This window comes from Flavobacterium flavigenum (assembly GCF_027111255.2).
Taxonomy (GTDB): Bacteria; Bacteroidota; Bacteroidia; order Flavobacteriales; family Flavobacteriaceae; genus Flavobacterium; species Flavobacterium flavigenum.
In genome coordinates this window covers 4,392,101-4,418,224 of sequence record NZ_CP114285.2, presented here as the reverse complement: position 1 = coordinate 4,418,224, position 26,124 = coordinate 4,392,101, and the positions used below count along the sequence as shown (strand labels likewise).

Sequence of the window (26,124 nt, the reverse complement as noted above, 5' to 3'; positions counted from 1 at the left end):
AAGCTCAATTTCGCATAGCTGAAAGGCGATTTAGACAAAACAAATTCTTAAATTATTACCTTTGTAAAAATGTTAATATGTTACGCTTTCATAAATATTTATTAGTATTTGCCTGTTTATTCTTTTTCTCTTGTCAAAATGAAATAGACGAACAAAATTATAACGACCAGACTGTTACTAACGCTTCTCCGCTTACATCTTATCTGCAAAGGGTAGCAATGGTAAAAACAGTTCAGGATAATATAATCGACGGTTCAAGTTATTGTACTATAAAATTACCCTATACTGTTACAGTTAATAATGAGACTATTGCCATAAATACAACGGCTGATTATCAAAAAGTAATAGATAATATCAACGCATATACTACTGATGAAGATATTGTGAGAATCAGTTTTCCGGTAAGTATGGTGTACTATAATTATATCGAAAAACTAATTCCAAATCAATCCGATTTTGATACATTAATTGATTATTGGAATCTTTATCCTGATCTTTTGTCTAAAATAAATGGACTAAATATTCAATATCCAATATCTATTAATATTTATAACAGTTACAACCAGCAAGCCAGTTCTGTTACGATTACAAGCGATCAGGCTTTTTTTGATTTTATAAAGAATTTGAACGCCAGTCAGTATATTTCATTGCGTTATCCTGTTTCAATAAAAGATTATAATAATCAGACAAAATCGATTACAAATAATTTGGAATTTGAAAATGCCATTAAATATGCAATTGACAATTGCTCAGAAAATAACATTGTATCGCTTGATTTTGCAGAAACAATAACTAAAGGTCCCTGGAAGATTGCTTATTTTTTTAAGGATTCAGACAAAACTTCTTCCTATACTGGATATGAATTTGCTTTTAAAAACGACAAAACTGTGGTCGCTACAAAAGATGGAATTTCTACTACAGGACAATGGGATTATAATGTAGTAAACGGCGCCAAAGCTTTCAAAATCTACTTCAATTACAGTTTCTTAATGCTTCATAAATTGGATTATAGCTGGGTATTATTTGAATTTAATAATTCTGTAATACGCTTTCGGGATGAAAGCAATGGGAACTATCTTTACTTTGAAAAAATAAATTAAATGAGTTCATTTGAAAACTGGCTCTCAAAATTTTGAATAAAGTTTTGAAGAGCAATTAAAGTTTCTTTATTTGTAATTTTTCCTTGTGCATCTATTTTTCCTTTTATGCCAGATATTAAAAGCTGATTGTGTTTTTCAAATTTAGCATCAAGGGTTTTCATGATTAATAAAAGCTCTTCATGCCCCATTTTGCCTGAAACAGAAGCTGTAATTAGTCCAACAGGTTTATTTAAAAAAATTGTCGTCGAAACACACCATTCAAAGGCGTTTTTTAAACTTCCTGGCAAACTGAAAATATATTCGGGGGTACATATTATAATTCCGTCGGCAGATATGATTTTATCTCTGAATGAAACAACATTTTCAGGTGGATTATGTGTATCTATATCCGGATTAAAATGAGGTATTTCATCTAGACCTTCAAAAATTTCAACTTCAAAACGTGGATTAATTTTTTCAGAAATAAACTTCAGAATTTTAAAATTGTTTGAATTATACCTCGTACTCCCTGTTATTGCAAAGATTTTCATTTTTCAAATTTACATTTAATTTTATTGAATAGCAGCAACATCTTTCTGAATCAATTCTATTTCTTCTGTCAAATTATTCTTCTTAAAATACCCCTCTAATTGCAACAATCTTTTTTTGTTGTCGTATTTTATACCTGAATTCAATTTTCTCTGGCAAACAGAACATAATCTTGCAGAATTTTTGTCTGTTTCGCTCATGCTATTGGTTCCATTCATTACACAATCTGCAAAAATGCAATGATGCAGACCAAACATATGACCAATTTCATGAGAACTTATTTTAAGAAGTCTGGACAAACACAAATTAAAATTTTCCTGGGTCAGTTTTCCGTCCTGCAATCTGTAAATAGAGCTTACCCCTACTTTATCACGATAAGAGGCCAGTCCAAAAACGAAATTCCATTCCGGTTTAGGATACAAATCAACTTCCGTCAATCCCATAAGCGCAATCCTTTTTAAAGGCTTGTCTTTTTTCAAAACATTATCCAAAATGTATCCTGCCAAAAACTGCTGGTTATTTTCGTATCCAATTCTCTGCGCAGATTCAGGAATAACATCATTAGAAACTGTTTCCAAAATTTTTGTTTTTAACTGAAAATAAATTTCCAGATATTCCCTTAACAGTTCTATTTGTTTATTTTGCAAAGAATTAAAATTCCCAATAGGCCTTATATAAATAATATTGGATTCACTGGTTGGAACAATATGTTTTGAATTCATGAATTGCTCAAAAGTCTGGCCTTTTTCTTTATGAGAATAAAGCCAATCGCCTTCAACCGGTTTTGTTAATTCAACATCATTTTTTTTGATTTGGTCGAAATATTCATTGCCATCCTGTTTAATACATGTAGTACAGAAAATTATGATTATAAAAAGTGCTGTTTTTTTCATTTAGATTTGGATTGGTAAACCAAAAGTAAATAATCAAACTCTGAAAACCGTAATTATTTATAAAATTTTTCTTGTTTAATAGCTAGTTATTCTACTTTTTTGTATTCTTTATTGCACAATATTAAAACTTCAGTCACAATATATCTAATGATTCCATCAAACATTCTTTAAAAAAGGAATGACTATCTTTGCACTCAAAATTGCAAAATGAAAGCAGCAGACAATTCTGAGAAAAATAATTTACATTTTCGAAATCTACATCGTTCACGATATGATTTTGAGCTTCTTATTTCAAATTGTCCTGAACTAAAACCTTTTGTCTCTATCAACAAATATGCAATTGAAACAATTGATTTCAGCAACCCAATTGCGGTAAAAACGCTTAATAGAGCTTTGCTGCAAACCTATTATGAGATTCAAAATTGGGATATTCCTAAAAATTATCTTTGCCCACCCATTCCCGGAAGAACTGATTATGTTCATTATTTAGCCGATTTACTTAGTGAATCCAATAACGGAAATATTCCTGTAGGATCTTCAGTTTTAGGACTGGATATTGGAACTGGAGCCAATTGTATTTATCCCATTTTAGGAAATGCAATTTACGACTGGAGTTTTGTTGCGACCGATATTGATAAAAAAGCAATCGAAAACTGCAGTAAAATTATAGAAGCGAATCCGAAATTGATTGAGGCAATCAGTTTACAACAGCAAACAGAATCCCGTTTTATTTTTAAAAACATTATCACACCGGAAGACCGTTTTACTTTTACGATGTGTAATCCGCCTTTTCATGCTTCTGCAGAAGAAGCGAATAAAAGTACTCTAAGGAAAATATCAAATCTAAATCCGAAAGATAAAAAAAATGCTAAACCTGTTCTAAACTTTGGAGGTCAGCATGCTGAGTTATGGTGTAACGGAGGAGAAATTAGTTTTATAACTCAAATGATTTACGAAAGCTTAAAATATAGTTCGCAATGTTTATGGTTTACAAGCCTGGTTTCTAAAAAAGAAAATCTTTCAGCCATTTACAAAACCTTAAAAAAAGTAAATGCTTTAGAAATCAGAACTATTGATATGGCTCAGGGACAAAAAAACAGCCGGATTGTGGCCTGGAGTTTTCTAAATGAATCCCAACAAAAGACATGGAAGATTTAATAATCATAAATAATATTTTCAATTTTTGTTTTGTAACTTCGGGTAAATTATAACATTATGAATACACTTGAGCTTAAAAATATCCTGATTTCTGAAATCAATAAAATTGATGATAATGCATTTCTATCAGCATTAAAAACTATTTTGGACAGCCGAAAAAATTCACCTAAAGATTATTCGGAAGAATATAATAATGACTTAAAAGTTGCTGAAGATGATATTGATAGCGGTAATTTCTATTCTCATGATGATATTAAGGATAAAATAGAACAATGGAAAAAAAAATAATTTGGTCAAAAGCTGCTCAAAATCAGCTTGAAAAAATATATTTCCATTTATTTGAAGAAACCAGAAGTAAAAATATTCCAAACAAAGTAATTGATACAATTTATAATTCAGTTACAATCTTAAGTACAAATTGGGAAATTTATGAATTAGACGAAATGAAAATTCCTACTGATCTAAATTATCGTGCTTTTCAAATATACAGCTATCGAATCTCTTACCGAATAACTCTTACTGAAGTTTATATTTTGAGAATTCGACACACAAGCCGAAATCCAAAAAAACTATAATCACAACTTAAATAGCTGATTTTCAAATCCAATCCTTGATTTTACAATTTGCTTTTGCTAAATTTAACCTAAACTATTTAGTATCAAATCTATGGCTGAATATATAGGTTATCTTGCATCAGTTTTTATAGTCGGAGGTTTTTTGCTTAAAAATCTCAGAACTATCCGGTTGATTAATCTTTTTGGCTGTATATGCTTTGTGATTTACGGCATCTTTTTAAAAGATTTCAGAGATTTTAATCAATGGCTTTTACCAGTAATTATTCCAAACGCGATCTTAGCTTTTGTACAGATTTATCACCTTACAGTCAAAAAATCGTAAAGCTTATAATTATGATATTTTGAAACAAAATTCTGGAATACATTCCATATTGATTATTGTACTTTTATATTAAATACAAGATCTTATGACAAGAGTACTACTTAAATTTATGATTTTGGTTATGCTTTTTAGCTGTGCTTCATCTAAAAAAGCAAAATTTGAAGACTATGTCTTCCACACCAAAAAAGAAAAACAAAGCTATCTAAACTCCTACGACAAAGCTTTAAAACTTTGGAATATTCCCTATACCGAAGAAAATATTAAAACCAGATTTGGAAATGCACATGTGATAATTGCAGGTCCCAAAAACGGAAAAGATTTGGTATTGTTACACGGAATGGACGCCAGTTCAACAATGTGGTATCCAAACATTAAAGCTTTGGCAAAAAACCATCGAATATATGCCATCGATTTTCTGATGGAACCCGGAAAATCGAATCTGAATGCCAATCCTCTCGCTAAAGAACAAATCGTTGTGTGGTATAATGAAATTTTTGCACATTATAAGTTAAAGAAATTTGATATTGCAGGAGCTTCTCGTGGTGGCTGGATTGCAACATTACTGGCTGTTCAAAAAGAAAATACTATTGATAAAATAGTTTTGTTAAGTCCGGCTCAAACTTTTAAATTCATTGATAAAATGGGTAAAACATCCTCAGCATTAATGCTAAAACTTTTTCCAAGCGAAAAAAAATTCGGAAAAACACTAGAGACTTTTTCAACTCATCCAGAAAAAATTGGTCCTGCTTACAAAAGACAATTTTATTTAGCCAATAAATACGCCAAATCAAATTCAAGCATGCTAAAGATGACTCCTTTTTCTAATGATGAACTAAAATCCATTAACAATCCGGTTTTGGTACTGATTGGTGACAAAGATGTAATCAATTCAGCAGAAAGTCTGGAAAAAGCAAAGGAATTTCTGCCGAACAGCAAAACCAGAATAATCAAAGATGCAGGACATTTTTTGAGCATTGATCAGAGTAAAATTGTGAATGATGCCATGATTGACTTTTTAGAATAAGAACAACTTAACATTTAATAGCGTTCAAACTTGTATCTTTACAAAACTAATTTTTTCATAATTCGAAATGAATTTTCAGGTATCCTCAGAATATAGTCCAAAAGGAGATCAGCCTCAGGCAATCCAAAAACTTTCACAAGGTATTGTTGATGGTGAAAAATATCAAACTTTATTAGGTGTAACAGGTTCAGGTAAAACATTTACAATGGCCAATGTCATTCAGGAAGTGCAGAAACCTACCTTAGTTTTAGCACATAACAAGACTTTGGCAGCACAGCTATACTCCGAATTCAAACAGTTTTTCCCGAATAATGCTGTAGAATATTTTGTATCTTATTACGACTATTACCAGCCTGAAGCCTTTATGCCCGTAACCGGAGTATTTATTGAAAAAGATTTATCTATCAATGAAGAACTGGAAAAAATGCGTTTAAGCACAACTTCTTCACTGCTTTCCGGACGCAGGGATATTTTAGTAGTTGCTTCTGTTTCCTGTCTTTATGGTATTGGAAACCCTGTAGAATTTAAGAAAAATGTAATTGAAGTTTCAAGAGATCAGGTTATTTCGAGAACTAAATTACTACACAGTCTTGTACAAAGTTTATATGCGCGAACAGAAGCCGATTTTAATCCCGGGACTTTCCGGATTAAGGGAGATATTGTAGAAGTATATCCAAGTTATGCTGATGATGCGTATCGAATTCACTTTTTTGGAGATGAAATTGAAGAAATTGAATCATTTGATGTAAAAACATCACAGGTTATTGAAAAATTTAAAAGACTGACTATTTATCCGGCCAATATGTTTGTGACTTCCCCGGACGTTCTTCAGGGAGCAATCTGGCAGATACAGCAGGATTTGGTAAAACAAGTTGATTATTTTAAAGAGATAGGCAAACATCTGGAAGCGAAACGCCTGGAAGAAAGAACCAATTTCGATCTCGAAATGATTCGCGAATTAGGTTATTGCTCCGGAATAGAGAATTATTCTCGCTATCTTGACGGAAGAGAAGCCGGCACAAGGCCTTTCTGTCTGCTGGATTATTTTCCGAGTGATTATTTGATGGTAATAGACGAAAGTCACGTAACCGTCTCACAGGTTCACGCTATGTACGGAGGCGATAGGAGCCGAAAAGAAAATCTTGTGGAATATGGTTTCCGCCTACCTGCTGCAATGGACAACCGACCTTTGAAATTTGAAGAATTCGAAGCCTTGCAAAATCAGGTGGTGTATGTTTCTGCAACTCCTGCCGATTACGAATTGCAAAAATCTGACGGTATTTATGTAGAACAGATTATCCGGCCTACCGGATTACTGGATCCGATCATTGAAGTGCGCCCAAGTCTGAATCAGATTGATGATTTAATTGAAGAAATTCAGGTGCGTTGCGAATTGGACGAAAGGGTTCTCGTAACTACCTTAACTAAAAGAATGGCCGAAGAATTAGCCAAATACCTGACTAAAGTAAATGTACGCTGCCGCTATATTCACTCCGAAGTAGATACCCTTGAACGAATTGAGATAATGCAGGATCTACGAAAAGGAATTTTTGATGTATTGATTGGAGTAAACCTGCTTCGTGAAGGACTGGACTTACCAGAAGTTTCGTTAGTAGCTATTTTGGATGCCGATAAAGAAGGTTTTTTAAGAAACCACAGATCTTTAACCCAGACGATTGGTCGTGCTGCCAGAAATATAAATGGAAAAGCGATTATGTATGCTGATAAAATTACAGCCAGTATGCAAAAAACGATTGATGAAACCAATTACCGCAGAACCAAACAAATTAATTTCAATACAGAAAACGGCTTAACACCACAAGCCTTAAACAAAAAAATAGATTCAGCCTTTACTAAAAACCCTTTAGTCGAATATGAACTTGGGCATGACCTGCAAGCAGCAGCAGAACCCGAAGCAGCTTATTTATCAAAACCTGAATTAGAGAAAATGATTCGTGAAAAGCGCAAGTCCATGGAAAAAGCGGCAAAAGATCTGGATTTTTTACAGGCTGCAAAACTACGTGACGATATTAAAAAGTTACAGGAACAACTTTCTTAGAAAGCTTCTTATTTCTTTCAAAAGCCTTAATTTTGCAGTTCTTAAAATATTCATCTTTTAATTTTTCTGATGCTTACAAATTTTCAAAATCATATTTTGGCAAGATTTCCGTTTCTGGAAAATAAAAAACTGTTTCTTGCTGTCAGTGGCGGACTTGACAGTATGGTTTTACTGCATTTGTTTCAGCAATTAGATTATGAAATTGCCGTATTGCATTGTAATTTTCAACTTCGCGGACTGGAAAGTTTAGGCGATCAGGATTTCATTCGAAATTACTGTAAAGAAAACAATATTTCCATTTTTACAACCCAGTTTGACACCGAAGCTTTTGCAAAAGACTATAAATTGTCTACTCAAATAGCAGCCCGCGAACTCCGATACAGCTGGTTTTATGAATTATTGGAAACCCACAAATTTGATTATATCCTGACTGCCCATCACGCCGATGATAATCTGGAAACGTTTATGATTAATCTAAGCCGTGGCACAGGACTGGATGGTCTTGTTGGTATTCCCGAAGAAAATGATAAAATTATACGTCCGTTTTTACCTTTTTCAAGAGGAGAAATCTTACAATATGCGAAAGAAAATAATATCCAATGGCGGGAAGACAGCAGCAATGCATCTGATAAATACCTTCGTAATAAAATTCGTCATGATTTAATTCCTGTTTTAAAGGAAATCAATCCTAATTTTCTGAAAGCTTTCCAGAAAACACAATCCTATTTGCAGGAATCTAATGAAATGGCCGAAGATGCTTCGATTATGATTTATCAGCAGGTAGCAAAAGAGGCAGGAGAAGAAATTCATTTCGATTTAAATAAGCTTACACAATTACCTAATTACAGATCGTATTTGTATGAATGGCTCAATGAATTTGGATTTCTGGCATGGAATGCTATTTATGATCTAGTAGACGGACAATCCGGAAAACAAGTATTCTCTTCAGAGTTTCGATTGCTAAAAAACAGAGAGGCTTTGATTTTGAGTCCGTTAAATAATAATCCAGAAGAAAAAGAGGAGTTTGAAATCAATAAAAACGACACACAAATTAATTTTCCCTTAAATTTGAAGTTTTGTAACGTTAGTCACATAACTATAGAATCAAATAAGATTATATTTGTGGATGCTGAAAAAATCCAGTTCCCATTAATTTTGCGTAAATGGAAAGAAGGTGATTCTTTTCAGCCTTTTGGAATGAACGGAAAATCAAAAAAAATCAGTAAACTTTTTAAGGATGAAAAGTTATCGCTGATTGAAAAAGAAAACTCCTGGCTTTTATGTTCAAAAGACCAGATTGTATGGGTCTTAGGAATCAGGCAGGATGAAAGATTTAAAATAGAAAAAACCACAAAAAAAATACTTAAAATAGAACTGCAATAATGAACTTCAATCAATCCCTTCAGGCTGTATTATCAAGAAGCTTCTTGAGTACATCCATTTTATTTTTACTGTTTTTCTTTTTTGCTTTTGCAAACAGTAATGCCCAAATCATAGAACCGGTAAAATGGACTTCTAAAATCGAAAAGAAATCAGAAACTAATTTTGTTTTAATTTTTAACGGAATTATAGAGAAAGACTGGCACATGTATTCCCAGTTTACACCAGAAGGAGGCCCATTGGCTTTAGAAATTTCCTTTAAAAATCAAAAAGGAAATTACAATTTAGTTGGCAAAGCCAAAGAAGGAAAAACAAAGACATCCTTTAACGATGTTTTTGAAGTAAACGAAACTTATTTTGAAGGAAAGGCACATATTGAGCAGGAAATTCAGATTACAAACCCTAATTTAAAAACTGTAGAAGTTGAATTTGATTTTCAGGTTTGTAAAGAAGTATGCATCAATTCGAATAAAAAATTCTCAATTGCAGTTCCGGTAACCTTTAAAATGGAAACAGTTCCCGCTGTAACTGAAGCTCAAAAAGATGAAACCAAAAGAGAAGGTTTAGCGGTTGATACAGTAGAAAAAGCAGCAGATCCTAAAGGAATTAAGTTAGAAAAAACAGATAATGCAACGGCAAAAGCTGTAGATGATTTAAAAAAGCCTGCTCCGGCAAGAAGTTTATGGTCTATCTTTTTTATTGCTTTTATATCAGGATTCGCAGCCTTACTGACTCCTTGTGTATTTCCAATGATACCAATGACGGTAAGTTTTTTTACAAAACAAAGCAAAAGCAGGGCAAAAGGAATTCGTAATGCTATTATTTACGGATTTTCCATCATTGCTATTTATGTGATTTTAGGCTTAATTGTAACAAAGATATTTGGAGCAGATGCTCTGAATGCTTTATCAACAGACGTTTGGTTTAACCTGATTTTCTTCGTGATATTGGTCATTTTTGCGACTTCTTTTTTAGGAGCTTTCGAAATTATGCTTCCTAATTCATGGGCAAACAAAGCTGATCAGCAGGCAGATAAAGGCGGTATAATTGGTATATTATTTATGGCCTTAGCTTTGGCTATTGTTTCATTTTCATGTACTGGACCAATTGTCGGAACCTTACTAGTTGAAGCAGCTTCAAATGGAGGAATCGCTCCAGTTGTTGGAATGCTGGGATTCTCATCTGCATTAGCACTTCCGTTTATGTTATTTGCGATGTTTCCGGGATGGCTAAATTCATTACCAAAATCAGGAGGCTGGTTAAATACAGTAAAAGTTGTTCTTGGATTTTTAGAATTAGCTTTAGCATTTAAATTTTTATCAAATGCCGATTTGGTTTTACAATTGCACTTTCTGGAAAGAGAAGTTTTTATAGCCATTTGGATTGCCATTTTTGGAGCACTGACATTATACTTATTCGGAAAAATCACATTGCCTCATGATAGCCCTTTGCATCATATTTCTGTTGGAAGATTATACTTAGGATTGATTACGCTGATGTTTACACTTTATTTAATTCCGGGACTTTGGGGAGCTCCTTTGAAATTAATCAGCGCTTTTCCTCCACCTCTAACCTATAGCGAAAGTCCGTTTGGAATAGGTAGCTTGGGAGAATCAAACTCAATTAAGCAAGAATTGCCGAAGGGTGCAAAATTAGGTCCGAATGGTATTGTTGTATTTGATGATTATGAAAATGGTTTAGCCTATGCAAAATCTGTTAAAAAACCTATTATGCTTGATTTTACCGGACATGCCTGTGTAAATTGCAGAAAAATGGAAAACAATGTCTGGTCTGATGAAAAAGTTTTACCCATCTTAAAAAATGAACTGGTTTTGATTTCTTTGTATGTGGACGATAAACGTAAATTACCTGAAGACCAACAATTTGTAACAGCTTCGGGAGATAAAATTGAAACGGTTGGAGATAAATGGACCGAGTTTATGATTTCAAAATACAAAACTAATACTCAGCCTTTATATGTTATAACTGATCTTAAAGGAAATAATCTGAACAGCTCAAAACCTACAATTAGCTATGTTGATGTTGAAGAGTATTTGGTTTGGTTAAAAGAAGGGATTTCAAATTTCAAGTAATAAAATGAAATTTCCTGGCTTTTTAGATTTAATTATTAGTGGAGCATTGGGCTTATTGGCATTTTTATTTTATTTGCTTAATAAGGACAATGTAAAAACACGAAGAGAAAAAGATATGCATGAAGGTTTAACCCGAGTAGAAATATTTAAATCATGGGCAATTATTTTCTTTTTGATTATTTTTTGCATAGTTCATTTTTTCTCTTTTGTAAATTCATTACTTTCTAAATAGAAAAGCTTACCAAAATTTATTTCAAGGTGAAATTAATTCAAAATAAAATACCCTCTAAAACTTTAAAGCTTAGAGGGCATTTTTTATGTAAGTACCTGAATAATTCCTTATAGGTATTCTCCGTGTTGAGAGATATCTAATCCTAATTCTTCTTTTTCTTCAGTAACTCTTAGAGGAGTAATTTTGTTAACGATGAAGAATAATGCATATGATGCTGCAAAAGCAAATATAGAAACCAATACTAATGCTTTTAACTGAGTCAGAAATAAAGTAGCATCACCAAAAATCAGACCTTGATGATCTCCTACTACTGAATTAACTGTATTTGATGCAAATACTCCTGTTAACAGCATTCCTACCATTCCACCAACACCGTGGCAAGCGAAAACGTCAAGAGCATCATCAATTTTTCCTTTAGGGAATTTGCTCACTACAAGATTACTGATTACAGCAGCGATAATTCCAATTGCCAATGCATGAGGAATAGAGACAAAACCTGCAGCAGGCGTAATAGCTACCAAACCTACAACAGCCCCGATACAAGCACCCATAGCAGATAATTTGTGCCCTAAGATTTTATCAAGGAACACCCATGCCATTGCCGCAGAAGCAGCCGCAACTGTTGTAGTTCCTAACGCCTGAGCAGCAAGGCTACCAGCTCCAACAGCAGAACCTGCATTGAAACCAAACCATCCAAACCATAATAAACCTGTACCTAATAATACATAGGTAATTCTTGCAGGGTTTACTTTTTGAACTTTACGTTTTCCTAAGAACATAGCTCCTGCTAATGCAGCCCATCCAGCACTCATGTGTACCACTGTTCCTCCAGCAAAATCTAAAACTCCCCATCCGAAGAATAGTCCATCAGGATGCCATGTCATGTGACATAATGGAGCGTAAATTAATAATATGAATAAAACCATGAATAATAAGTAAGCCCAGAAGCGTACACGCTCAGCAAAAGCTCCTGTTATTAACGCAGGTGTAATAATAGCAAATTTAGCCTGAAATAATGCGAAAAGAATAAAAGGGATTGTTGGAGCTAATTCCCAGGCAGTATTAGCACTGACCCCCTGAAAGAATATATTTGAAGTAGGATCTCCTATGAATCCGCCTATTGATGGACCAAAACATAATCCAAAAGCAATAACTACCCATAAAATAGTAACAATAACCATTGCCATAAAACTTTGCAGCATGGTACTAATTACGTTTTTCTTACCAACCATACCTCCGTAGAAGAAACCTAAACCTGGCGTCATTAATAACACAAAAGCAGTTGCAACAACCATCCATGCGGTATCCCCTGTGTCCATTTTCAATTCGACAACATGAGCACCCAATGTCTTTGATTCAGTAACAAATGAAATAGAAAAAATGGACAGTAACAAAATTGTGATAAGAATCACACTTAAAATAATTTTTCGCATCGTTATTTAGTTTTAAAATTTTTGATAAAAGTATAAAATCATTTAATACCCCCATAAAAAATACCCTATTATGCTTAATTTTTGTTAATTTTTCAATTTACCCCCCTTAAGTTTTATTCATTTTGGCTAAAAATGACTTAAAATTTACAAATCATCAATCCGGGATGTGACGAAAATGCATTTTAAATGTATTTTATAAGAAAAAACACGAAAATAATTTTGGTTTTAAGTTAATTATAGCATTATTTATTGCTTTTTCTAAAAAACATTAAATAATTAATGAAAAAAGGCATCACCTGCTGATTCAGATGATGCCTTTTCTTGGTAATAGTATTTGGTTATTTCTGGCCGTATTTTTCTTTGTACTTTTTATTAAGCTGAGTCTGGTGTGTTTCAAGGCTTATTGCTCTTCCCTGAATAAAAGCATGAGTAAGTTGGTTGGTTCTCATATCAAGAGCATCTCCTTCTGAAATAAACAATGTAGCATCTTTTCCTGTTTCTAAAGAGCCGCAGAAGGCATCGATACCTAATAACTGAGCCGTATTAAGGGTTATTAATTGTAAAGCTTTTTCTTTATCAAGCCCATAAGCAGCACAGGTCCCTGCTAAAAAAGGCAAGTTACGGGTATTCATTCGTTCATTATCACCACTGTTCTCAAGTCCAACCAAAATTCCTTTATCTGTTAGAATCTTAGCCATCTTAAAAGGAGCCCTCACATCCTGGTCATCACTTGCAGGCATATCATGTACACGTCTTAAAAGTATCCCGATATTATTTTTTTGCAATAGATCGGCAGCTTTGTAAGCTTCAAAACCACCTACGATAACTATTCTTTTTACTCCATTGCTCTTAGCTAACTGAATTGCATCTGTAATTTGCTTTTCTTCATCAGCATGAATGAATAAGGTCTGGGTTCCATCAAAAAGTCCTTTTGTTGATTCAAAAATCACATTTCTTTGTTTTGAAGTCTCTCCTAAATAAGCTTTCGAATTAATTAGAAAGCTATTTATTTCGTTAATCTGTGTTGCATAATCCTTATTAGGCTCAATTATACCAGGTTCAAACCAGTTTCCTGTCCTTCTAAATCCGGAAGGAAAGTTTAAATGTATTCCGTCATTTTCTTTTACAAGGGCATCTTTCCACGTCCAGGCATCCAGCTGAACAATTGAAGATGTTCCGGAAATTCTTCCTCCACGAGGCACTATCTGAGCAATTAAAATTCCGTTTGGACGAACAGTTTCGGTTACTTTTGAAGTTGAATTATAAGCTACTATACTCCTAACGTTTGGATTCATATTACCAATTTCTTCCTGATCGTCGGATGATTTTACCGCATCAATTTCAACAAGTCCTAAAGTAGAATTAGGTGCAATAAAGCCAGGATAGACATGCTTTCCGGTAGCATCTATGATATTATCATAAGCATTTTCTGAAAGTCTTATAGTCGTGGAATCAGCTACTAATGTCAGCTTGCCATCCTTAAAACCTATTGCACTATTTTCTATTATTTTTCCGTTTCCAATATGTGCCGTTGCATTTAGGATCAGGATTGATTTTGCCTGCTTTGGTGCCGGAATCTGTTGAGCTTTGGTTTGTATTATCATCCCAAAAACCAACAACAATATATATATGTTTTTAGTTATCATATTTGTCATTTTTATGTGAAATCCTTTAGTTCCTTAGTATTGTTCCAAAGTGTCACAGTGATATTCTTTTTTCTCTTTTTTTGTTGGTTCCTGTGTGCTCATTCCCTTATTTTTTTCCTGCAGCATCTGACCTATTAACAGATTTCTTTCTTTTGTAATAGCTTCTTGTTTTTCAAGTTCTTTTTCTATGTCAAAATACACAACGCCTTCAATAATCGTTTTTTCTGCTTTTGCATAAACAGACAAAGGATTGTCGCTCCAAAGTACTAAATCGGCATCTTTACCCACTTTAATACTTCCAACTTTATCATCGATATGTAATAATTTAGCCGGGTTAAGGGTTACAAATTTCCAGGCTTCCTCTTCTGAAATGTTGCCATATTTTACCGCTTTTGCAGCTTCCTGATTTAATCTTCGGGACATTTCTGCATCATCTGAATTGTAAGCTACAACCAAACCTTCGTTATGCATAATTGGTCCGTTGAAAGGGATAGCATCATTTACTTCAAATTTGTAAGCCCACCAGTCTGAAAAAGTTGAAGCCCCAACTCCATGTTCCTTCATTTTATCAGCAACTTTATAGCCTTCCAGGATGTGTGTGAAAGTGTTCACATTAAAATTGAATTTATCTGCAACATTCATCAGCATTAATATCTCCGATTCTACATAAGAATGACAGGTAATAAATCGCTTCTTATTTAAGATTTCGGCCAGCGTTTGTAGTTCAAGATCCACTCTTGGTGCTTTTTCTTTTTTAGGATTGGCATTGAATTTTTTCCAGTTCTCATCATATTCTTTGGCGCGCTGGAAATAGTCTGTAAAAACCTGTTCAACCCCCATTCTGGTCTGAGGATAACGTGATGGATTAATTATCCCCCAATTAGATTGTTTTACATTTTCACCTAAAGCAAATTTGATAAATTTAGGCTGGTTTTTATATAGCATTTCATCAGGAGATAGCCCCCATTTCCATTTTACAATTGCAGAGCGTCCTCCGATTGGGTTGGCAGAACCGTGTAGTAATTGCGAAATAGTCACACCTCCCGCTAAATCCCTGTAAATATTAATATCTTCAGAATTTACGACATCTTCTATAGTAACTTCGGCTGTAGAATTATGCCCCATTTCATTAACACCTTTTGAAATGGCAATATGCGAATGTTCATCAATAATTCCGCTGGTAAGGTGTTTTCCTTTGGCATCAATAATTGCTGCTGAAGCATCTGAAAGATTTTTACCAATGGAAATAATTTTTCCGTTCTTTATCAAAACATCAGTCTCGGTTAAGATTCCGTCTTTTTCATTGGTCCAAATTGTTGCATTTTTAAACAGTAAAGTCTGAGCTGTTAACTTTTTTGGATTTCCAAAAGCAATATTCGGAAAAGTTGTTGGCATGATGGGATTTGGTTTTTCAGGTTTTACAGTATCTTTTACTACTACAAACGGAGAAGTTTTTACAGCTGTCCAGTTTACCTGAGTGCCATTGTATAATTCACCTTTTCCTGAGATATTATTAGTATTTTCTACTAATCCGGTTAAACGGGTAAAATTGGATTTTATAGTGTCATTGGATTTTATCAAAAGTGAAATCCAGTTTTTTGAAACAGAAAAAGTGTTCTTTACTTTTTTATTATCCGCTGTAGTTATTTCAGATTTTGGCGCTTCGACGGTTCCGTCAATTTTCCATTTTAATGTTTCATTTCCAATGGTCAGATTATAATTGCCTCGAATATCTTTTGCACTGATATCGTTTATGACGTATTTATTTCCCTGTACCCAATTCTCGTATAAAATTGTTTTTTCATCGAATATTTCGCCAGAAGTAATTACAAAATTGGCAAAACTTCCTGTTTTCAAACTTCCAATTTCGTTGCTCTTTCCTAAAATTGCTGCCGGAATTGTAGTTAGCGCTTCCAGGGCTTTTGTTTTATCAAAACCATATTTAATTGATTTTAGAAGGTTAATTCTAAAATCTTCCATTTTTTTCAGTTTATCTGTTGTAAGAGCGAAAATGATTCCGTTATCTGAAAGTACTTTCGGATTGGCAGGTGCCTGATTCCAGAAACGCATATCGGCAAGTTCTATCTGATTGGATAAATACGGATTTGAAACATCATAAGCTTCAGGAAAATGAATTGGAATAATGAATTTTGAATTGGTGTTTTTAATCTCCTCAATTCTTTCAAATTCATTCCCGCTTCCCTTTAAAATATAGTTTAAACCAAATTCTTTTGCAATTTTAGAAGCTCTTAAGCTATTTAATTTATCCTCTGATGTAAAAATCTGTACCAGTTTTTCATTTGCAGCCAGAGCTTCCAATGATAAATCTCTCGTCTCTGAATTTCCTTTTTTGTACCAATCCAAATCAAAATACATCTGGCGAAGAAGCGCCATCGATCCCATTAAAGAACTAGGATAAGCCTGATTTGTTAAAGCACTTCTGTTAAACGAAAAGTGATGGGTTATTTTGTTCGAAATAATTTGACTCTTGCCATCAGTATTATTCAAAGCAACCAAAAGTCCTGTTCCCTGTGCAACTCCATCATGAATATGCGTACCTACAATGCCAAATCCTGCTTTTAAAAATTCTTCAGCTTTTGGCTGATCATATTTGAATGTCTCATATCCATTTAGATGAGACAATACACTTTCATTCCAGTAATATCCTGTTTTTTTGGTATCATAAATATTATCTTCTCTGCCAGGAGTTAAATTTCGCTTAGGTTTTTCAATTCCAAAACTGGTATAAATATCAATAAACGAAGGGTAAATTGTTTTGCCTTCAAGACTAATCAAAATCGCATTTTTTGGAATCGCTATATTATTTCCAACATTGACTACTTTGCCATTTTGAACAACTAAGGTTCCTTTTTCAATTTTTTGGGTCGGTGTGATGTATATCACAGCGTTGGTAAAAACTGTATAATTGTTGTTTTTGTTTTGAATACTTTCATTAACAGGAAAGTATTCCTGAGCCCATGCTTTTGTTACAAAAAAACCCAGAAAGAGCAGTAAGAATATTTTTTTCATTTACAAGTATATATTTGTTATAAAAATATAAAATATATATAATCCTACAACTTTTATTTTTCCTACTTAATATAAATCTTATCTTTAATCCAATAACTCTTAGGTTCTAGTAATATGGCCTGTTTAGATGAAAAATGAATAAAATAAAATGGGGAATAGTTGGTTTAGGAAACATTGCAGGCCAATTTGCTGCTGATTTACAATTAATAAATGAAGCCGAATTAGTTGCCGTAGCTTCAAGAGACATCTGTAAGGCCGGTGAATTTGCCAAAAAGTACGATTGCGATACATTTTATGGATCATATAATGACCTGTTTTTAGACGACAACGTTGATATTGTTTATATAGCAACACCTCACGATTCACATGCCGAATTATCAATCCGCGCAATGGAAAACGGCAAACATGTATTATGCGAAAAGCCTTTGTCTTTATCCTACCAAGATGCGGTACGAATGACTGATGCCTCAAAAAAGTACAATAAATTTTTCATGGAAGCTTTTTGGACGCGATTTATTCCATCCATTCAGGAACTTTTGTCAAAAGTAAAAAATGGAGAAATAGGATCAGTTAAATACCTTAAAGCTGATTTTGCCTATTATAATAAAGAATTAGGAACTAGGCTGACAGACAAAAAATTAGGTGGCGGTGCACTTTATGACATCGGCGTGTATCCGCTATTTCTGTCTTATATCATACTCGGAATTCCGGAAGAAATTATAGCCAAATCAACTTTTCATACAACAGGAGTCGATTTGCAGACTACTATGATTTTACAATATGAGTCGGCTCAGTCTGTTTTACACGCCGGTTTAGTTTCTGCTTCTGACATGAAAGCCACAATTAGCGGCACTGAGGGAAGAATTGACATTAATTCACCATGGTTCATGACAGAAGGATATTCTATTATTGAAGATGAGCAGGAAGAAAAATTTAGTATACCTAATATCGGAAAAGGTTTTGCGCATGAAGCTATAGAATGCCATACCTGTATTAAAAACAATCAACTTGAAAGTAAGCTCTGGTCGCATCAAAATTGTTTGGATTTAAGTAAAATTGTCGAAGAAGTAAAAAATCAGATTGGTTTAAAATTTGATTAAATTGAAAGAAAAAAATACCTATTGTAATACTTTATTTATTAAAATATTTACTTATTTTGTAAAAAATTAAAAAAATATTTACAAAAATAAATAAGTATGCTCATTAAAGTTTATGGAAGTGCCGTTTTTGGAGTTGAAGCTACTACTATAACAGTAGAGGTGAATATGGACAAAGGAATTGGTTATCATTTGGTAGGTTTGCCTGACAATGCAATAAAAGAAAGCAGTTATCGCATAGCTGCAGCTCTTAAAAATAATGGCTATACTATGCCAGGCAAAAAGATAACGATAAATATGGCACCTGCCGATTTGCGCAAAGAAGGTTCTGCTTATGATTTAACTTTAGCTATTGGAATTTTAGTAGCTTCAGACCAGATAAAGGCTGCAGAAATTGATCGCTATATCATCATGGGCGAACTTTCACTGGATGGAAGTTTACAATCTATAAATGGTGCATTGTCTATAGCTATTAAAGCAAAAGAAGAAGGCTATAAAGGTTTTTTTCTTCCAAAGCAAAATGTAAAAGAAGCTGCTATAGTTGCCGGATTAGATGTTTACGGGGTTGAAAATGTTCAGGAAGTCATTGATTTCTTTGAAGGAAAAGGAACTTTAGAACCTACAATTATTGATACCCGCGCAGAATTCTACAAAACCTTAGATTTCCCTGAGTTTGATTTTTCAGATGTTAGAGGCCAGGAAAGCATTAAACGCTGTATGGAAATTGCAGCTGCCGGAGGACATAATATCATTCTGATTGGACCTCCGGGAGCAGGAAAAACAATGTTAGCGAAACGTCTGCCAAGTATTTTACCTCCAATGACTTTGAGAGAAGCGTTAGAAACAACAAAAATTCATAGCGTTGCGGGTAAATTAAAAGAAGTTGGATTAATGAACCAAAGGCCATTTCGTAGTCCGCATCATACTATTTCGAATGTTGCACTGGTTGGCGGTGGAAGTTATCCTCAGCCGGGAGAAATCTCAATGGCGCATAACGGAGTCTTGTTTCTGGATGAATTGCCGGAATTTAAAAGAGATGTATTGGAGGTAATGCGTCAGCCTTTAGAAGACAGGGAAGTTACGATTTCAAGAGCCAAATTTACTGTAACTTATCCTTCTTCTTTTATGCTCGTCGCCAGTATGAATCCGAGTCCGAGTGGTTTTTTTAACGATCCATCAATGCCCAATACTTCTTCCCCCCATGAAATGCAACGCTACATGAGTAAAATTTCCGGACCTTTATTAGACCGGATCGATATTCATATAGAAGTAACACCGGTGCCTTTCGAGAAACTATCAGATGACAATAAAGCAGAAAGCAGTGCCTCAATTAGACAAAGAGTGACTTCTGCACGTGAAGTCCAGTCTGTTCGTTTTCAAGAATTGACAAACATTCATTATAATGCACAAATGAGCAGTAAATTAATCAGGGAGTACTGTGTTCTTGATGAGCAATCAAAAGAATTATTGAAAACCGCCATGGAACGACTGAATCTTTCAGCAAGGGCTTACGACCGTATTTTAAAAGTTGCCAGAACTATTGCTGATTTAGATGCTGCTCCTCAAATCGCTTCATCGCATATTGCTGAAGCAATTCAGTATAGAAGCTTAGATCGTGATGGGTGGTTGGGGTAAAAAGACAACAAAAAAATAAGGCTATCAATTACGATGGCCTTATTGCTTTTATTTTCTTGAACAGCATTTAACAAATTCTACACCCAAATCAGTTATTTTATATTTACCTTCTAAGTTTTTACCAAACCAATCATTAAATGATTTTGCTCTATTAATGTTAAATGGACTTGTTCTTTTGCTTGATTCTTCATAAATAATTTCTATTAATCATAATCTTACTAAATTTGATTTATCTACTCTATTATAACTTTATCTTTTGTCCACTTGTAGTATTTGATTCACTTATCTTTTGGATTTCAATTACTTCTTTACTTGTTAATTGATTTAATATAAGTAGGAAAATTGATAATTCATTTTTGTTGTAATGTTTCGTCTTCTTCAAGTGATGAAAATTCAAGTAGTGGTACAAGCGTTTAAGATTTATTTCTTAAGTGTGATATTATTTTCTTCTGTCGTCTTTTTAACTTCTGAAAATACCTTTATTTGATTCTTTAATCTTTTTACCTTCATTTTATCACCAAACATTAAACAAGCTTATTCGATTGTGGAACCAGCAAGTTTTTCAATGAATACTGAAATTAAATCAATTCCTTTTTCAATTGAAGTTGATGTATATCAAATTTTTTATTTTCGATAAATTAATAATTGTATTCAAATATAATAATAAAAGCTATCGATTAAACTAGCATTGATTAAGATAACATTTATTAACCCACAAAACTGCGTATGCGTTTCCAATCAGAAAAGTTAGCTTTATTAGATTTCTTAGTTTCATCGGGTTTATCAGTTTTATTAGGCATGGTAGTGTTCGATGAGCCTTCATCAATTAAGATTGTTGGTAAAGGATTTTTTGAATTATAACCTTTTGATGATTTGAAAATATAGTATTTACCTTTTAAAAGTTTGGATATTGGTATTGCATATGCTAAAGTTAAAAAACCTTTCTTTTGACTTGGTGCAAGAGTTCCTAATTCGTGACCATATCCAATCTGAAAATCTAATACACTAATTGAAACTGATGGAGCAAAAACATTTTTATTTTCAGTATCATCATTACCAGCCGAGAATAAAAAACCTATATGAATACCAAATGAATTTGTAAATTCAGTATTTATTATTTCACCTTTTGCATCTGTTGTTTTTTCAAATTGACCCCAGCTCATACCCACTCCAGCACCGATAGAATTGAATAAAATTACATCACCTTGCTTAGAAGTCGTATCATCGTGTTTTGTCAAATTGAACCTAGCAATTGGTATTGTAAAGTTAGTGTTTAGCATCCTACAATTATATTTGTAATTAGTACTTGCTGGTTGCGCCCCATCAAGTTCAGGATTAATAGACTGATAAGGGAGAGAAATAGTATTTAATTTTACTTTATTAAGAATCTCTTCAGGTGTTGCTGATGTAAATTCTAATATAGTTGATTCTTTATTTAATTCATCAACAGTCCAAACTTTAATTATTTCCCCTGATTTTAATTCTGTCGTTAATGTTTGTTCAAAATAACCTCTATAATTTACAACAATGGAGTAATCAACAACCTTATCATTGTTTACATCAATTTTAACAATTCTGTCGGGATTAGCGTTTCCACTAATTTGCTTTAAGGTTACTATTACATTTTGCAATGTGCTAGGAATCTCTTTAGTTTGACTTATACAAATGCTTTGAACAAATAAGTAGCAAAATAATAATTTTGTTTTCATAATTTCTTAGTTTTTGTTTGTTAACACAAAATTATAATTTCAAGACTCTTTAAAATAGAGTATAAACACCTGTATTTTAAATGATTTTAATTAAATATTTTAAAAAATACTAAATAATCAATATAGCTTTTTCTTTAAATTTATATAAGGATATTTTTCTATAAAAAACATCTAATTCATTATCTGATTCTTTTCTTTCAACCAGCTGGGTTCTAAATTTAAAGTTTTAAATACAATTTTTATTATTTTGCTGTACTTGCTAAGTACCGAATATAACATCATTTTGATTGAACCACCAAGAGCAGGAGAGGTAATGTTTGCTAAATGTTTACCGAATATTTACCACAAATTACCCTGCATGAAGTTTTAAAAACTACAAAAATTCACAGCGTTGCTGGTAATTAAAAAAAGCGGGATTAATTATCAAAGGCCGTTTCGCAGTCCACATCATACAATTTCAAATATTGCTTGTTGGAGGCGGGAGTTTTCCACAGCGGAAGAAATCTTTATACAAACAATGGTATTTTTATTTCTGGTGAATTATTTGAATTTAAAAGAGATCTATTAGAAGTAATTCGCCATGGTTGGTAGGGATAAAAAAAAAACAAAAAAGAGTTATCTTAAATATATAATGAATAACTTTCTTAGATTTCATGAAGTGTCGGAATTGCTGTTACGCTTTGTTCAGGAGTCTTTTTCATCAGCTTACTCACACAATACATACCCCCCCACTGGCGCTCGTTTGTCCGGGATCTCTGGTGCTCGATTACATCGAGTACCTACTTAACTTAACTTATGAAAACAAATCGTAGCGTTTGCAACGCGGTTAAAATAAATAAAGCCACTTTATTACGGAGTGGCTTTTATTGTTTTTAAGAAAGTTGCACGGCTAGTGCGAGTGTCCCCTAGGCTGGCACGGGCAGAAGTAAACCCAGCTGGCGCGGATAAAGTTGCCTTTAAATAGCAATAAAATACTTTTCCAGATTCAAACCTCCTGAATTTCCTGAACAGTTTCGGTAATTACTCTTGCTTTTCTTTTTACAAGTTGGCTGACACGGTACAAAAGGAATATGGTAATCAATGAAATTCCAATAATTATATAACCCAAAGTATCATAATGCTCAAGCGGACTGAATTTGTCTTTTTGTACCACAATCGTTCCGGCAAAAGCAGCTGCTATTCCACCGGCTATTTGCTGCAGTGATGAATTGATACTCATAAAAGCTCCCCTGTCCTGCATAGCGGGTATTGAAGTGACTAATGCTGTCGAAGGAACCATACGCCCCATTACCCCCATCATCATAAGCACATTAAATATAATAACAAGCCAGAGCGGGTTAGCGCCAAGATTCGTATAAATACCAACCATTACGATTGTCCATACAGAAGCGTAAACAAATATCCTGAATTTATCCATTTTATCACTTAATTTTCCAATTACCGGCATTACAACCAAAGTTGATAAGCCTGCAATCATAAATACAATTGGCAGCTCGTCCTGGGTGATTTTTAAATTATTGATAGCAAAAGCACTTCCAAAGGGCATAATCATAAAACCTCCGATTGAAAGTAAAGCTGTAGCTGTAAATCCAATTCGGTATTCTTTTTTGCGAATAGTATGCATTAAATGGGTAAAAGCAGATTTATCTTCCTGAAGTCCAAGATGTTCATTAATTGGTTTTAATTTCACAGCAATTAAGACTGCTATTAGTGCTGCCATTGCTGCTACCCATAAAAAAGGGGCATGCCAGCCCCATGCATTGGCCAGATATAACCCAATTGGAATACCAAGAATCTGGCTTGCCCCAAACCCCATTTGAAGAAATCCCATTACCCTTCCTCGTTGCTGAAGCATAAATAAATCGGCAACTATCGCCATCGAAATGGAACCTATTACACCGCCAAATAAACCGGTAACGATTCTGGCTGCGATTAATAATGGGTAAGAATCAACCAATCCACATAAAATTGTACCGCCTATGAAACCAATATAAAAGAACAGCAATAATTTTTTCCTGTCAAATTTATCTGCAAAACCCGCGGTTAGGAGTCCTGAAATTCCTGCACTGAAAGCGTATGCTGAAACCACCAAACCAAAACGGGTGGGTTTTAGATCCAAATCTTTCATCAGGATATCACCTAACGGAGACATTACCATAAAATCCAGAATAACTGTAAATTGTGTAATGGCAAGTATAAAAACTGCAAATTTCTGATATCCTGTAAAAGGGATCGCCTGATTTTCTTCTTTCATTTTGATTTATTCTAAAGGTGTACAATTAAAATTCTGCTGTTGGAGAATATGGACTATCTGCTCTTCCGACAGTTTTTTAGTTACAATTCTTAAAACACAATCAATGTCTTCCTGATCAATATTCCATTCCTGGATTTCGGAATGTTCATCAAATATCCGACTTATTAATTGTTTGTCGCTATTGGTCCTGATATTGGTTGCAAATACCAATATATCACTCAGAGTATTTTTCATAAGCGTATTTATTTATGGTGTTAATGCTTTTATTACGAGTTCAAATGCCTCATCCATTTTTTGTTTTGTGAGCTTAAAGGGCGTGTCACCAAAACTTTTACCTTCATTTTCAAAACGAAGTAAAGCATATAAAGGACCATAGGCTACACTCCAGAATACTTCAATAGAAATAGGCAAAAGTTCTTTTCTTTCTAATGCATTTTCGACAAAACTCCACATCGTTTTTTTAAAATCTGCCAGACTTTCCTCTAACATATCATTTCGGTAACTGGAATGGCTTAAAGCTTCCCAACATGCTACTTTTAAAGGATTTTTCAATACAAAACGAGCCCTGTTTTCCCATTGTTTTCGCAATCCTTCCTTGAAGGACATTTTGGGGGAAAAATCTTTTACCATTTCACTAAAAAAAGCTTGACCGATTTCTGTCCCAATTTTCTTTATCAAATCCTCTTTGTCCGAATAATAAATATATAATGTGGCTACAGAGACACCGCTTTCTTTTGCCAGTCTGTTCATCCCAAAGCCTTCAATGCCATACCTGACAAGCATTTCAATCGCTTTTTGCTTAACCTGTTCTTCTTTTTTAAGATCTCTTGTACGCATTGGATTATGTTATTACAATACGAAATTATTAAATATAAATGAATGTTCGCTTATTTATGGTGCTTTTTTTTTAAAATAAAACCGATCATATAACCCAAAATCTGGTAAAAATCAGTTTGTTTTCATGATATCAGTATTATACACAAGAATTTTACACTAGTCTCCTCCTTATAATTGATACAGAATAAACTTTAAGTAAGCGAATTCAGGAAAAAAATTTCATCGAAAAAAAAGACAACCATTTCTGATTGCCTCTTAAATATCAACTAAGATTTCTACAATTTTGCACGCATCCCTTATTTGACCTTATACTTTTCTGAAACTGTTTCACTTAAAGAAAAGTAACCCAATGGATAGTTATTTTTATCTGTTATATTGATAATATTCCCTCTAACAGTGGCCGGAGGTGTCTGAAATGGCCCTCCCATACCGCTACCCGCAATATCTGTCAGGATATTCATATAATTATAATATTGTTTTGAAATACCATAATGCGTAACCTCAATTTCATCTCCGGCTTTCAAATCATCATCATCAGAAATACTAAAAAACTTGTTGCCCTGATAAAACTTATCCTCATCTGCATAATACGTCGCTATAGCTTTGTTTGAATATGTATACTTATAAAGATAATAATTATACACTCCGGCCGGGTCATTATAAAAGGCCCTCACAACAATTCCTGCAAGTTGAGAACCGTCATCTTGTATAAAATAGTTAATAGGCGCTATTGATTTTAGGGTTTCGCTTGCCGTGTAGGTGTTATTATTACTCACTACGGTAAGGTTATAAGTTTCATCCAGTACAGGTTTGAAATCATTGCAGACGTAGGTACCCGTATTTGGGACTTCTGTAAAAGTAAATTGTTGGTTGGCGCTATTCTTAATAAAAACAACTGCTCCTGATACTATCGGGATCTCGTTTTCAAAATAAGCCGTTGTAGTAGTCAGTTTTATGGTCTGTTTAGAGCCTGAAGTTCCTTTTTTCCAATTAATAGCAGCTTCTATTACTAATTTTGGAGGAGCAGTACTCAAATCTACATCTACAACTTCTTCACAGCTGGTAAAGAATAGGGAGGTAAAAAATACGATTGACAAAATTACTTTTTTCATGTTATAT

General features: G+C 33.7%; 20 protein-coding genes and 1 pseudogene. 11 read left to right on the top strand and 10 right to left on the bottom strand.

Features of this window, described 5'->3' with window-relative positions; genetic code table 11:
• Positions 1–77: 77 nt before the first annotated feature.
• Positions 78–1,100: a hypothetical protein gene (locus tag OZP09_RS18295; protein WP_269235107.1), complete on the top strand. Its 1,023-nt coding sequence runs from the start codon at positions 78–80 to the stop codon at positions 1,098–1,100.
• Here OZP09_RS18295 and OZP09_RS18290 read toward each other — a convergent pair.
• The gene (locus OZP09_RS18290) at positions 1,097–1,630 is read right to left on the bottom strand and encodes an NADPH-dependent FMN reductase (protein WP_269235106.1); all 534 of its coding nucleotides are present in this window, start codon (positions 1,628–1,630) and stop codon (positions 1,097–1,099) included. The two genes, OZP09_RS18295 and OZP09_RS18290, sit on opposite strands and share 4 nt — an antisense overlap.
• Before the next feature lie 21 nt (positions 1,631–1,651).
• The gene (locus tag OZP09_RS18285; protein WP_269235105.1) at positions 1,652–2,521 is read right to left on the bottom strand and encodes an archaemetzincin; all 870 of its coding nucleotides are present in this window, start codon (positions 2,519–2,521) and stop codon (positions 1,652–1,654) included.
• A gap of 207 nt (positions 2,522–2,728) precedes the next feature.
• Here OZP09_RS18285 and rlmF point away from each other — a divergent pair, with 207 nt between their 5' ends.
• The 7 genes from rlmF to OZP09_RS18245 all read left to right on the top strand — a co-directional run bounded on the left by rlmF (position 2,729) and on the right by OZP09_RS18245 (position 11,132).
• A complete protein-coding gene (gene rlmF, locus OZP09_RS18280) occupies positions 2,729–3,679 on the top strand; it encodes a 23S rRNA (adenine(1618)-N(6))-methyltransferase RlmF (protein ID WP_269235104.1) in 951 nt (316 codons plus the stop codon).
• 57 nt (positions 3,680–3,736) lie between these two features.
• Positions 3,737–3,967, top strand: coding sequence for a hypothetical protein (locus OZP09_RS18275; protein WP_281309779.1), 231 nt, complete (start codon positions 3,737–3,739; stop codon positions 3,965–3,967).
• Positions 3,952–4,254, top strand: a complete 303-nt coding sequence (locus tag OZP09_RS18270) for a type II toxin-antitoxin system RelE/ParE family toxin (RefSeq protein WP_281309778.1) — start codon at positions 3,952–3,954, stop codon at positions 4,252–4,254. The genes OZP09_RS18275 and OZP09_RS18270 overlap by 16 nt, the downstream gene beginning before the upstream one ends.
• Before the next feature lie 407 nt (positions 4,255–4,661).
• Positions 4,662–5,600, top strand: coding sequence for an alpha/beta fold hydrolase (locus OZP09_RS18260; protein WP_281309777.1), 939 nt, complete (start codon positions 4,662–4,664; stop codon positions 5,598–5,600).
• A gap of 67 nt (positions 5,601–5,667) precedes the next feature.
• A complete protein-coding gene (uvrB, locus tag OZP09_RS18255) occupies positions 5,668–7,659 on the top strand; it encodes an excinuclease ABC subunit UvrB (protein WP_281309776.1) in 1,992 nt (663 codons plus the stop codon).
• A 69-nt stretch (positions 7,660–7,728) separates the two neighbouring features.
• A complete protein-coding gene (gene tilS, locus OZP09_RS18250; protein WP_269235099.1) occupies positions 7,729–9,042 on the top strand; it encodes a tRNA lysidine(34) synthetase TilS in 1,314 nt (437 codons plus the stop codon).
• Positions 9,042–11,132 (top strand): protein-disulfide reductase DsbD family protein, encoded by a 2,091-nt coding sequence (locus tag OZP09_RS18245; RefSeq protein ID WP_269235098.1) that lies wholly within the window; start codon positions 9,042–9,044, stop codon positions 11,130–11,132. The genes tilS and OZP09_RS18245 overlap by 1 nt, the downstream gene beginning before the upstream one ends.
• Positions 11,133–11,471: 339 nt before the next feature.
• On the opposite strand, the gene OZP09_RS18240 is transcribed toward OZP09_RS18245, so the two are convergent.
• The 3 genes from OZP09_RS18240 to OZP09_RS18230 all read right to left on the bottom strand — a co-directional run bounded on the left by OZP09_RS18240 (position 11,472) and on the right by OZP09_RS18230 (position 17,473).
• Positions 11,472–12,797, bottom strand: coding sequence for an ammonium transporter (locus OZP09_RS18240; protein ID WP_269235097.1), 1,326 nt, complete (start codon positions 12,795–12,797; stop codon positions 11,472–11,474).
• 338 nt (positions 12,798–13,135) lie between these two features.
• Complete coding sequence (locus OZP09_RS18235) at positions 13,136–14,443, bottom strand: amidohydrolase family protein (protein ID WP_269235096.1); 1,308 nt, start codon at positions 14,441–14,443, stop codon at positions 13,136–13,138.
• Between the two features lie 33 nt (positions 14,444–14,476).
• Positions 14,477–17,473: an amidohydrolase family protein gene (locus OZP09_RS18230; RefSeq protein ID WP_281309775.1), complete on the bottom strand. Its 2,997-nt coding sequence runs from the start codon at positions 17,471–17,473 to the stop codon at positions 14,477–14,479.
• A gap of 134 nt (positions 17,474–17,607) precedes the next feature.
• Between OZP09_RS18230 and OZP09_RS18225 the strand changes: the two genes are divergently transcribed.
• Both OZP09_RS18225 and OZP09_RS18220 read left to right on the top strand, forming a co-directional pair.
• Positions 17,608–18,573: a Gfo/Idh/MocA family protein gene (locus OZP09_RS18225; protein ID WP_269235095.1), complete on the top strand. Its 966-nt coding sequence runs from the start codon at positions 17,608–17,610 to the stop codon at positions 18,571–18,573.
• Positions 18,574–18,669: 96 nt separating this feature from the next.
• Positions 18,670–20,205 carry a YifB family Mg chelatase-like AAA ATPase gene (locus tag OZP09_RS18220; RefSeq protein ID WP_281309774.1) on the top strand — a complete coding sequence of 512 codons (1,536 nt, stop codon included), beginning with the start codon at positions 18,670–18,672 and terminating at the stop codon, positions 20,203–20,205.
• Positions 20,206–20,912: 707 nt separating this feature from the next.
• On the opposite strand, the gene OZP09_RS18215 is transcribed toward OZP09_RS18220, so the two are convergent.
• Positions 20,913–21,914, bottom strand: a complete 1,002-nt coding sequence (locus tag OZP09_RS18215; RefSeq protein ID WP_269235094.1) for a hypothetical protein — start codon at positions 21,912–21,914, stop codon at positions 20,913–20,915.
• A 271-nt stretch (positions 21,915–22,185) separates the two neighbouring features.
• Between OZP09_RS18215 and OZP09_RS18210 the strand changes: the two are divergent.
• Positions 22,186–22,493: pseudogene (locus OZP09_RS18210) on the top strand (ATP-binding protein); the annotation flags it as partial.
• A 406-nt stretch (positions 22,494–22,899) separates the two neighbouring features.
• Here the strand turns inward: OZP09_RS18210 and OZP09_RS18205 are convergent.
• From OZP09_RS18205 to OZP09_RS18190, 4 genes are all read right to left on the bottom strand, one after another.
• A complete protein-coding gene (locus OZP09_RS18205; protein ID WP_269235093.1) occupies positions 22,900–24,168 on the bottom strand; it encodes an MFS transporter in 1,269 nt (422 codons plus the stop codon).
• A 6-nt stretch (positions 24,169–24,174) separates the two neighbouring features.
• The gene (locus tag OZP09_RS18200) at positions 24,175–24,402 is read right to left on the bottom strand and encodes a hypothetical protein (RefSeq protein ID WP_269235092.1); all 228 of its coding nucleotides are present in this window, start codon (positions 24,400–24,402) and stop codon (positions 24,175–24,177) included.
• A gap of 12 nt (positions 24,403–24,414) precedes the next feature.
• Positions 24,415–25,005 (bottom strand): TetR/AcrR family transcriptional regulator, encoded by a 591-nt coding sequence (locus OZP09_RS18195; RefSeq protein WP_269235091.1) that lies wholly within the window; start codon positions 25,003–25,005, stop codon positions 24,415–24,417.
• 296 nt (positions 25,006–25,301) lie between these two features.
• The gene (locus tag OZP09_RS18190) at positions 25,302–26,117 is read right to left on the bottom strand and encodes a DUF4249 family protein (protein ID WP_281309773.1); all 816 of its coding nucleotides are present in this window, start codon (positions 26,115–26,117) and stop codon (positions 25,302–25,304) included.
• Between the last annotated feature and the right edge of the window lie 7 nt (positions 26,118–26,124).

Excerpts from the sequence above, each read along its gene's own strand:
- OZP09_RS18295 (WP_269235107.1), top strand. The coding sequence starts at position 78 with ATGTTACGCTTTCATAAATATTTATTAGTATTTGCCTGTTTATTCTTT.
- OZP09_RS18290 (WP_269235106.1), bottom strand. The coding sequence starts at position 1,630 with ATGAAAATCTTTGCAATAACAGGGAGTACGAGGTATAATTCAAACAAT.
- OZP09_RS18285 (WP_269235105.1), bottom strand. The coding sequence starts at position 2,521 with ATGAAAAAAACAGCACTTTTTATAATCATAATTTTCTGTACTACATGT.
- rlmF (WP_269235104.1), top strand. The coding sequence starts at position 2,729 with ATGAAAGCAGCAGACAATTCTGAGAAAAATAATTTACATTTTCGAAAT.
- OZP09_RS18275 (WP_281309779.1), top strand. The coding sequence starts at position 3,737 with ATGAATACACTTGAGCTTAAAAATATCCTGATTTCTGAAATCAATAAA.
- OZP09_RS18270 (WP_281309778.1), top strand. The coding sequence starts at position 3,952 with ATGGAAAAAAAAATAATTTGGTCAAAAGCTGCTCAAAATCAGCTTGAA.
- OZP09_RS18260 (WP_281309777.1), top strand. The coding sequence starts at position 4,662 with ATGACAAGAGTACTACTTAAATTTATGATTTTGGTTATGCTTTTTAGC.
- uvrB (WP_281309776.1), top strand. The coding sequence starts at position 5,668 with ATGAATTTTCAGGTATCCTCAGAATATAGTCCAAAAGGAGATCAGCCT.
- tilS (WP_269235099.1), top strand. The coding sequence starts at position 7,729 with ATGCTTACAAATTTTCAAAATCATATTTTGGCAAGATTTCCGTTTCTG.
- OZP09_RS18245 (WP_269235098.1), top strand. The coding sequence starts at position 9,042 with ATGAACTTCAATCAATCCCTTCAGGCTGTATTATCAAGAAGCTTCTTG.
- OZP09_RS18240 (WP_269235097.1), bottom strand. The coding sequence starts at position 12,797 with ATGCGAAAAATTATTTTAAGTGTGATTCTTATCACAATTTTGTTACTG.
- OZP09_RS18235 (WP_269235096.1), bottom strand. The coding sequence starts at position 14,443 with ATGATAACTAAAAACATATATATATTGTTGTTGGTTTTTGGGATGATA.
- OZP09_RS18230 (WP_281309775.1), bottom strand. The coding sequence starts at position 17,473 with ATGAAAAAAATATTCTTACTGCTCTTTCTGGGTTTTTTTGTAACAAAA.
- OZP09_RS18225 (WP_269235095.1), top strand. The coding sequence starts at position 17,608 with ATGAATAAAATAAAATGGGGAATAGTTGGTTTAGGAAACATTGCAGGC.
- OZP09_RS18220 (WP_281309774.1), top strand. The coding sequence starts at position 18,670 with ATGCTCATTAAAGTTTATGGAAGTGCCGTTTTTGGAGTTGAAGCTACT.
- OZP09_RS18215 (WP_269235094.1), bottom strand. The coding sequence starts at position 21,914 with ATGAAAACAAAATTATTATTTTGCTACTTATTTGTTCAAAGCATTTGT.
- OZP09_RS18205 (WP_269235093.1), bottom strand. The coding sequence starts at position 24,168 with ATGAAAGAAGAAAATCAGGCGATCCCTTTTACAGGATATCAGAAATTT.
- OZP09_RS18200 (WP_269235092.1), bottom strand. The coding sequence starts at position 24,402 with ATGAAAAATACTCTGAGTGATATATTGGTATTTGCAACCAATATCAGG.
- OZP09_RS18195 (WP_269235091.1), bottom strand. The coding sequence starts at position 25,005 with ATGCGTACAAGAGATCTTAAAAAAGAAGAACAGGTTAAGCAAAAAGCG.
- OZP09_RS18190 (WP_281309773.1), bottom strand. The coding sequence starts at position 26,117 with ATGAAAAAAGTAATTTTGTCAATCGTATTTTTTACCTCCCTATTCTTT.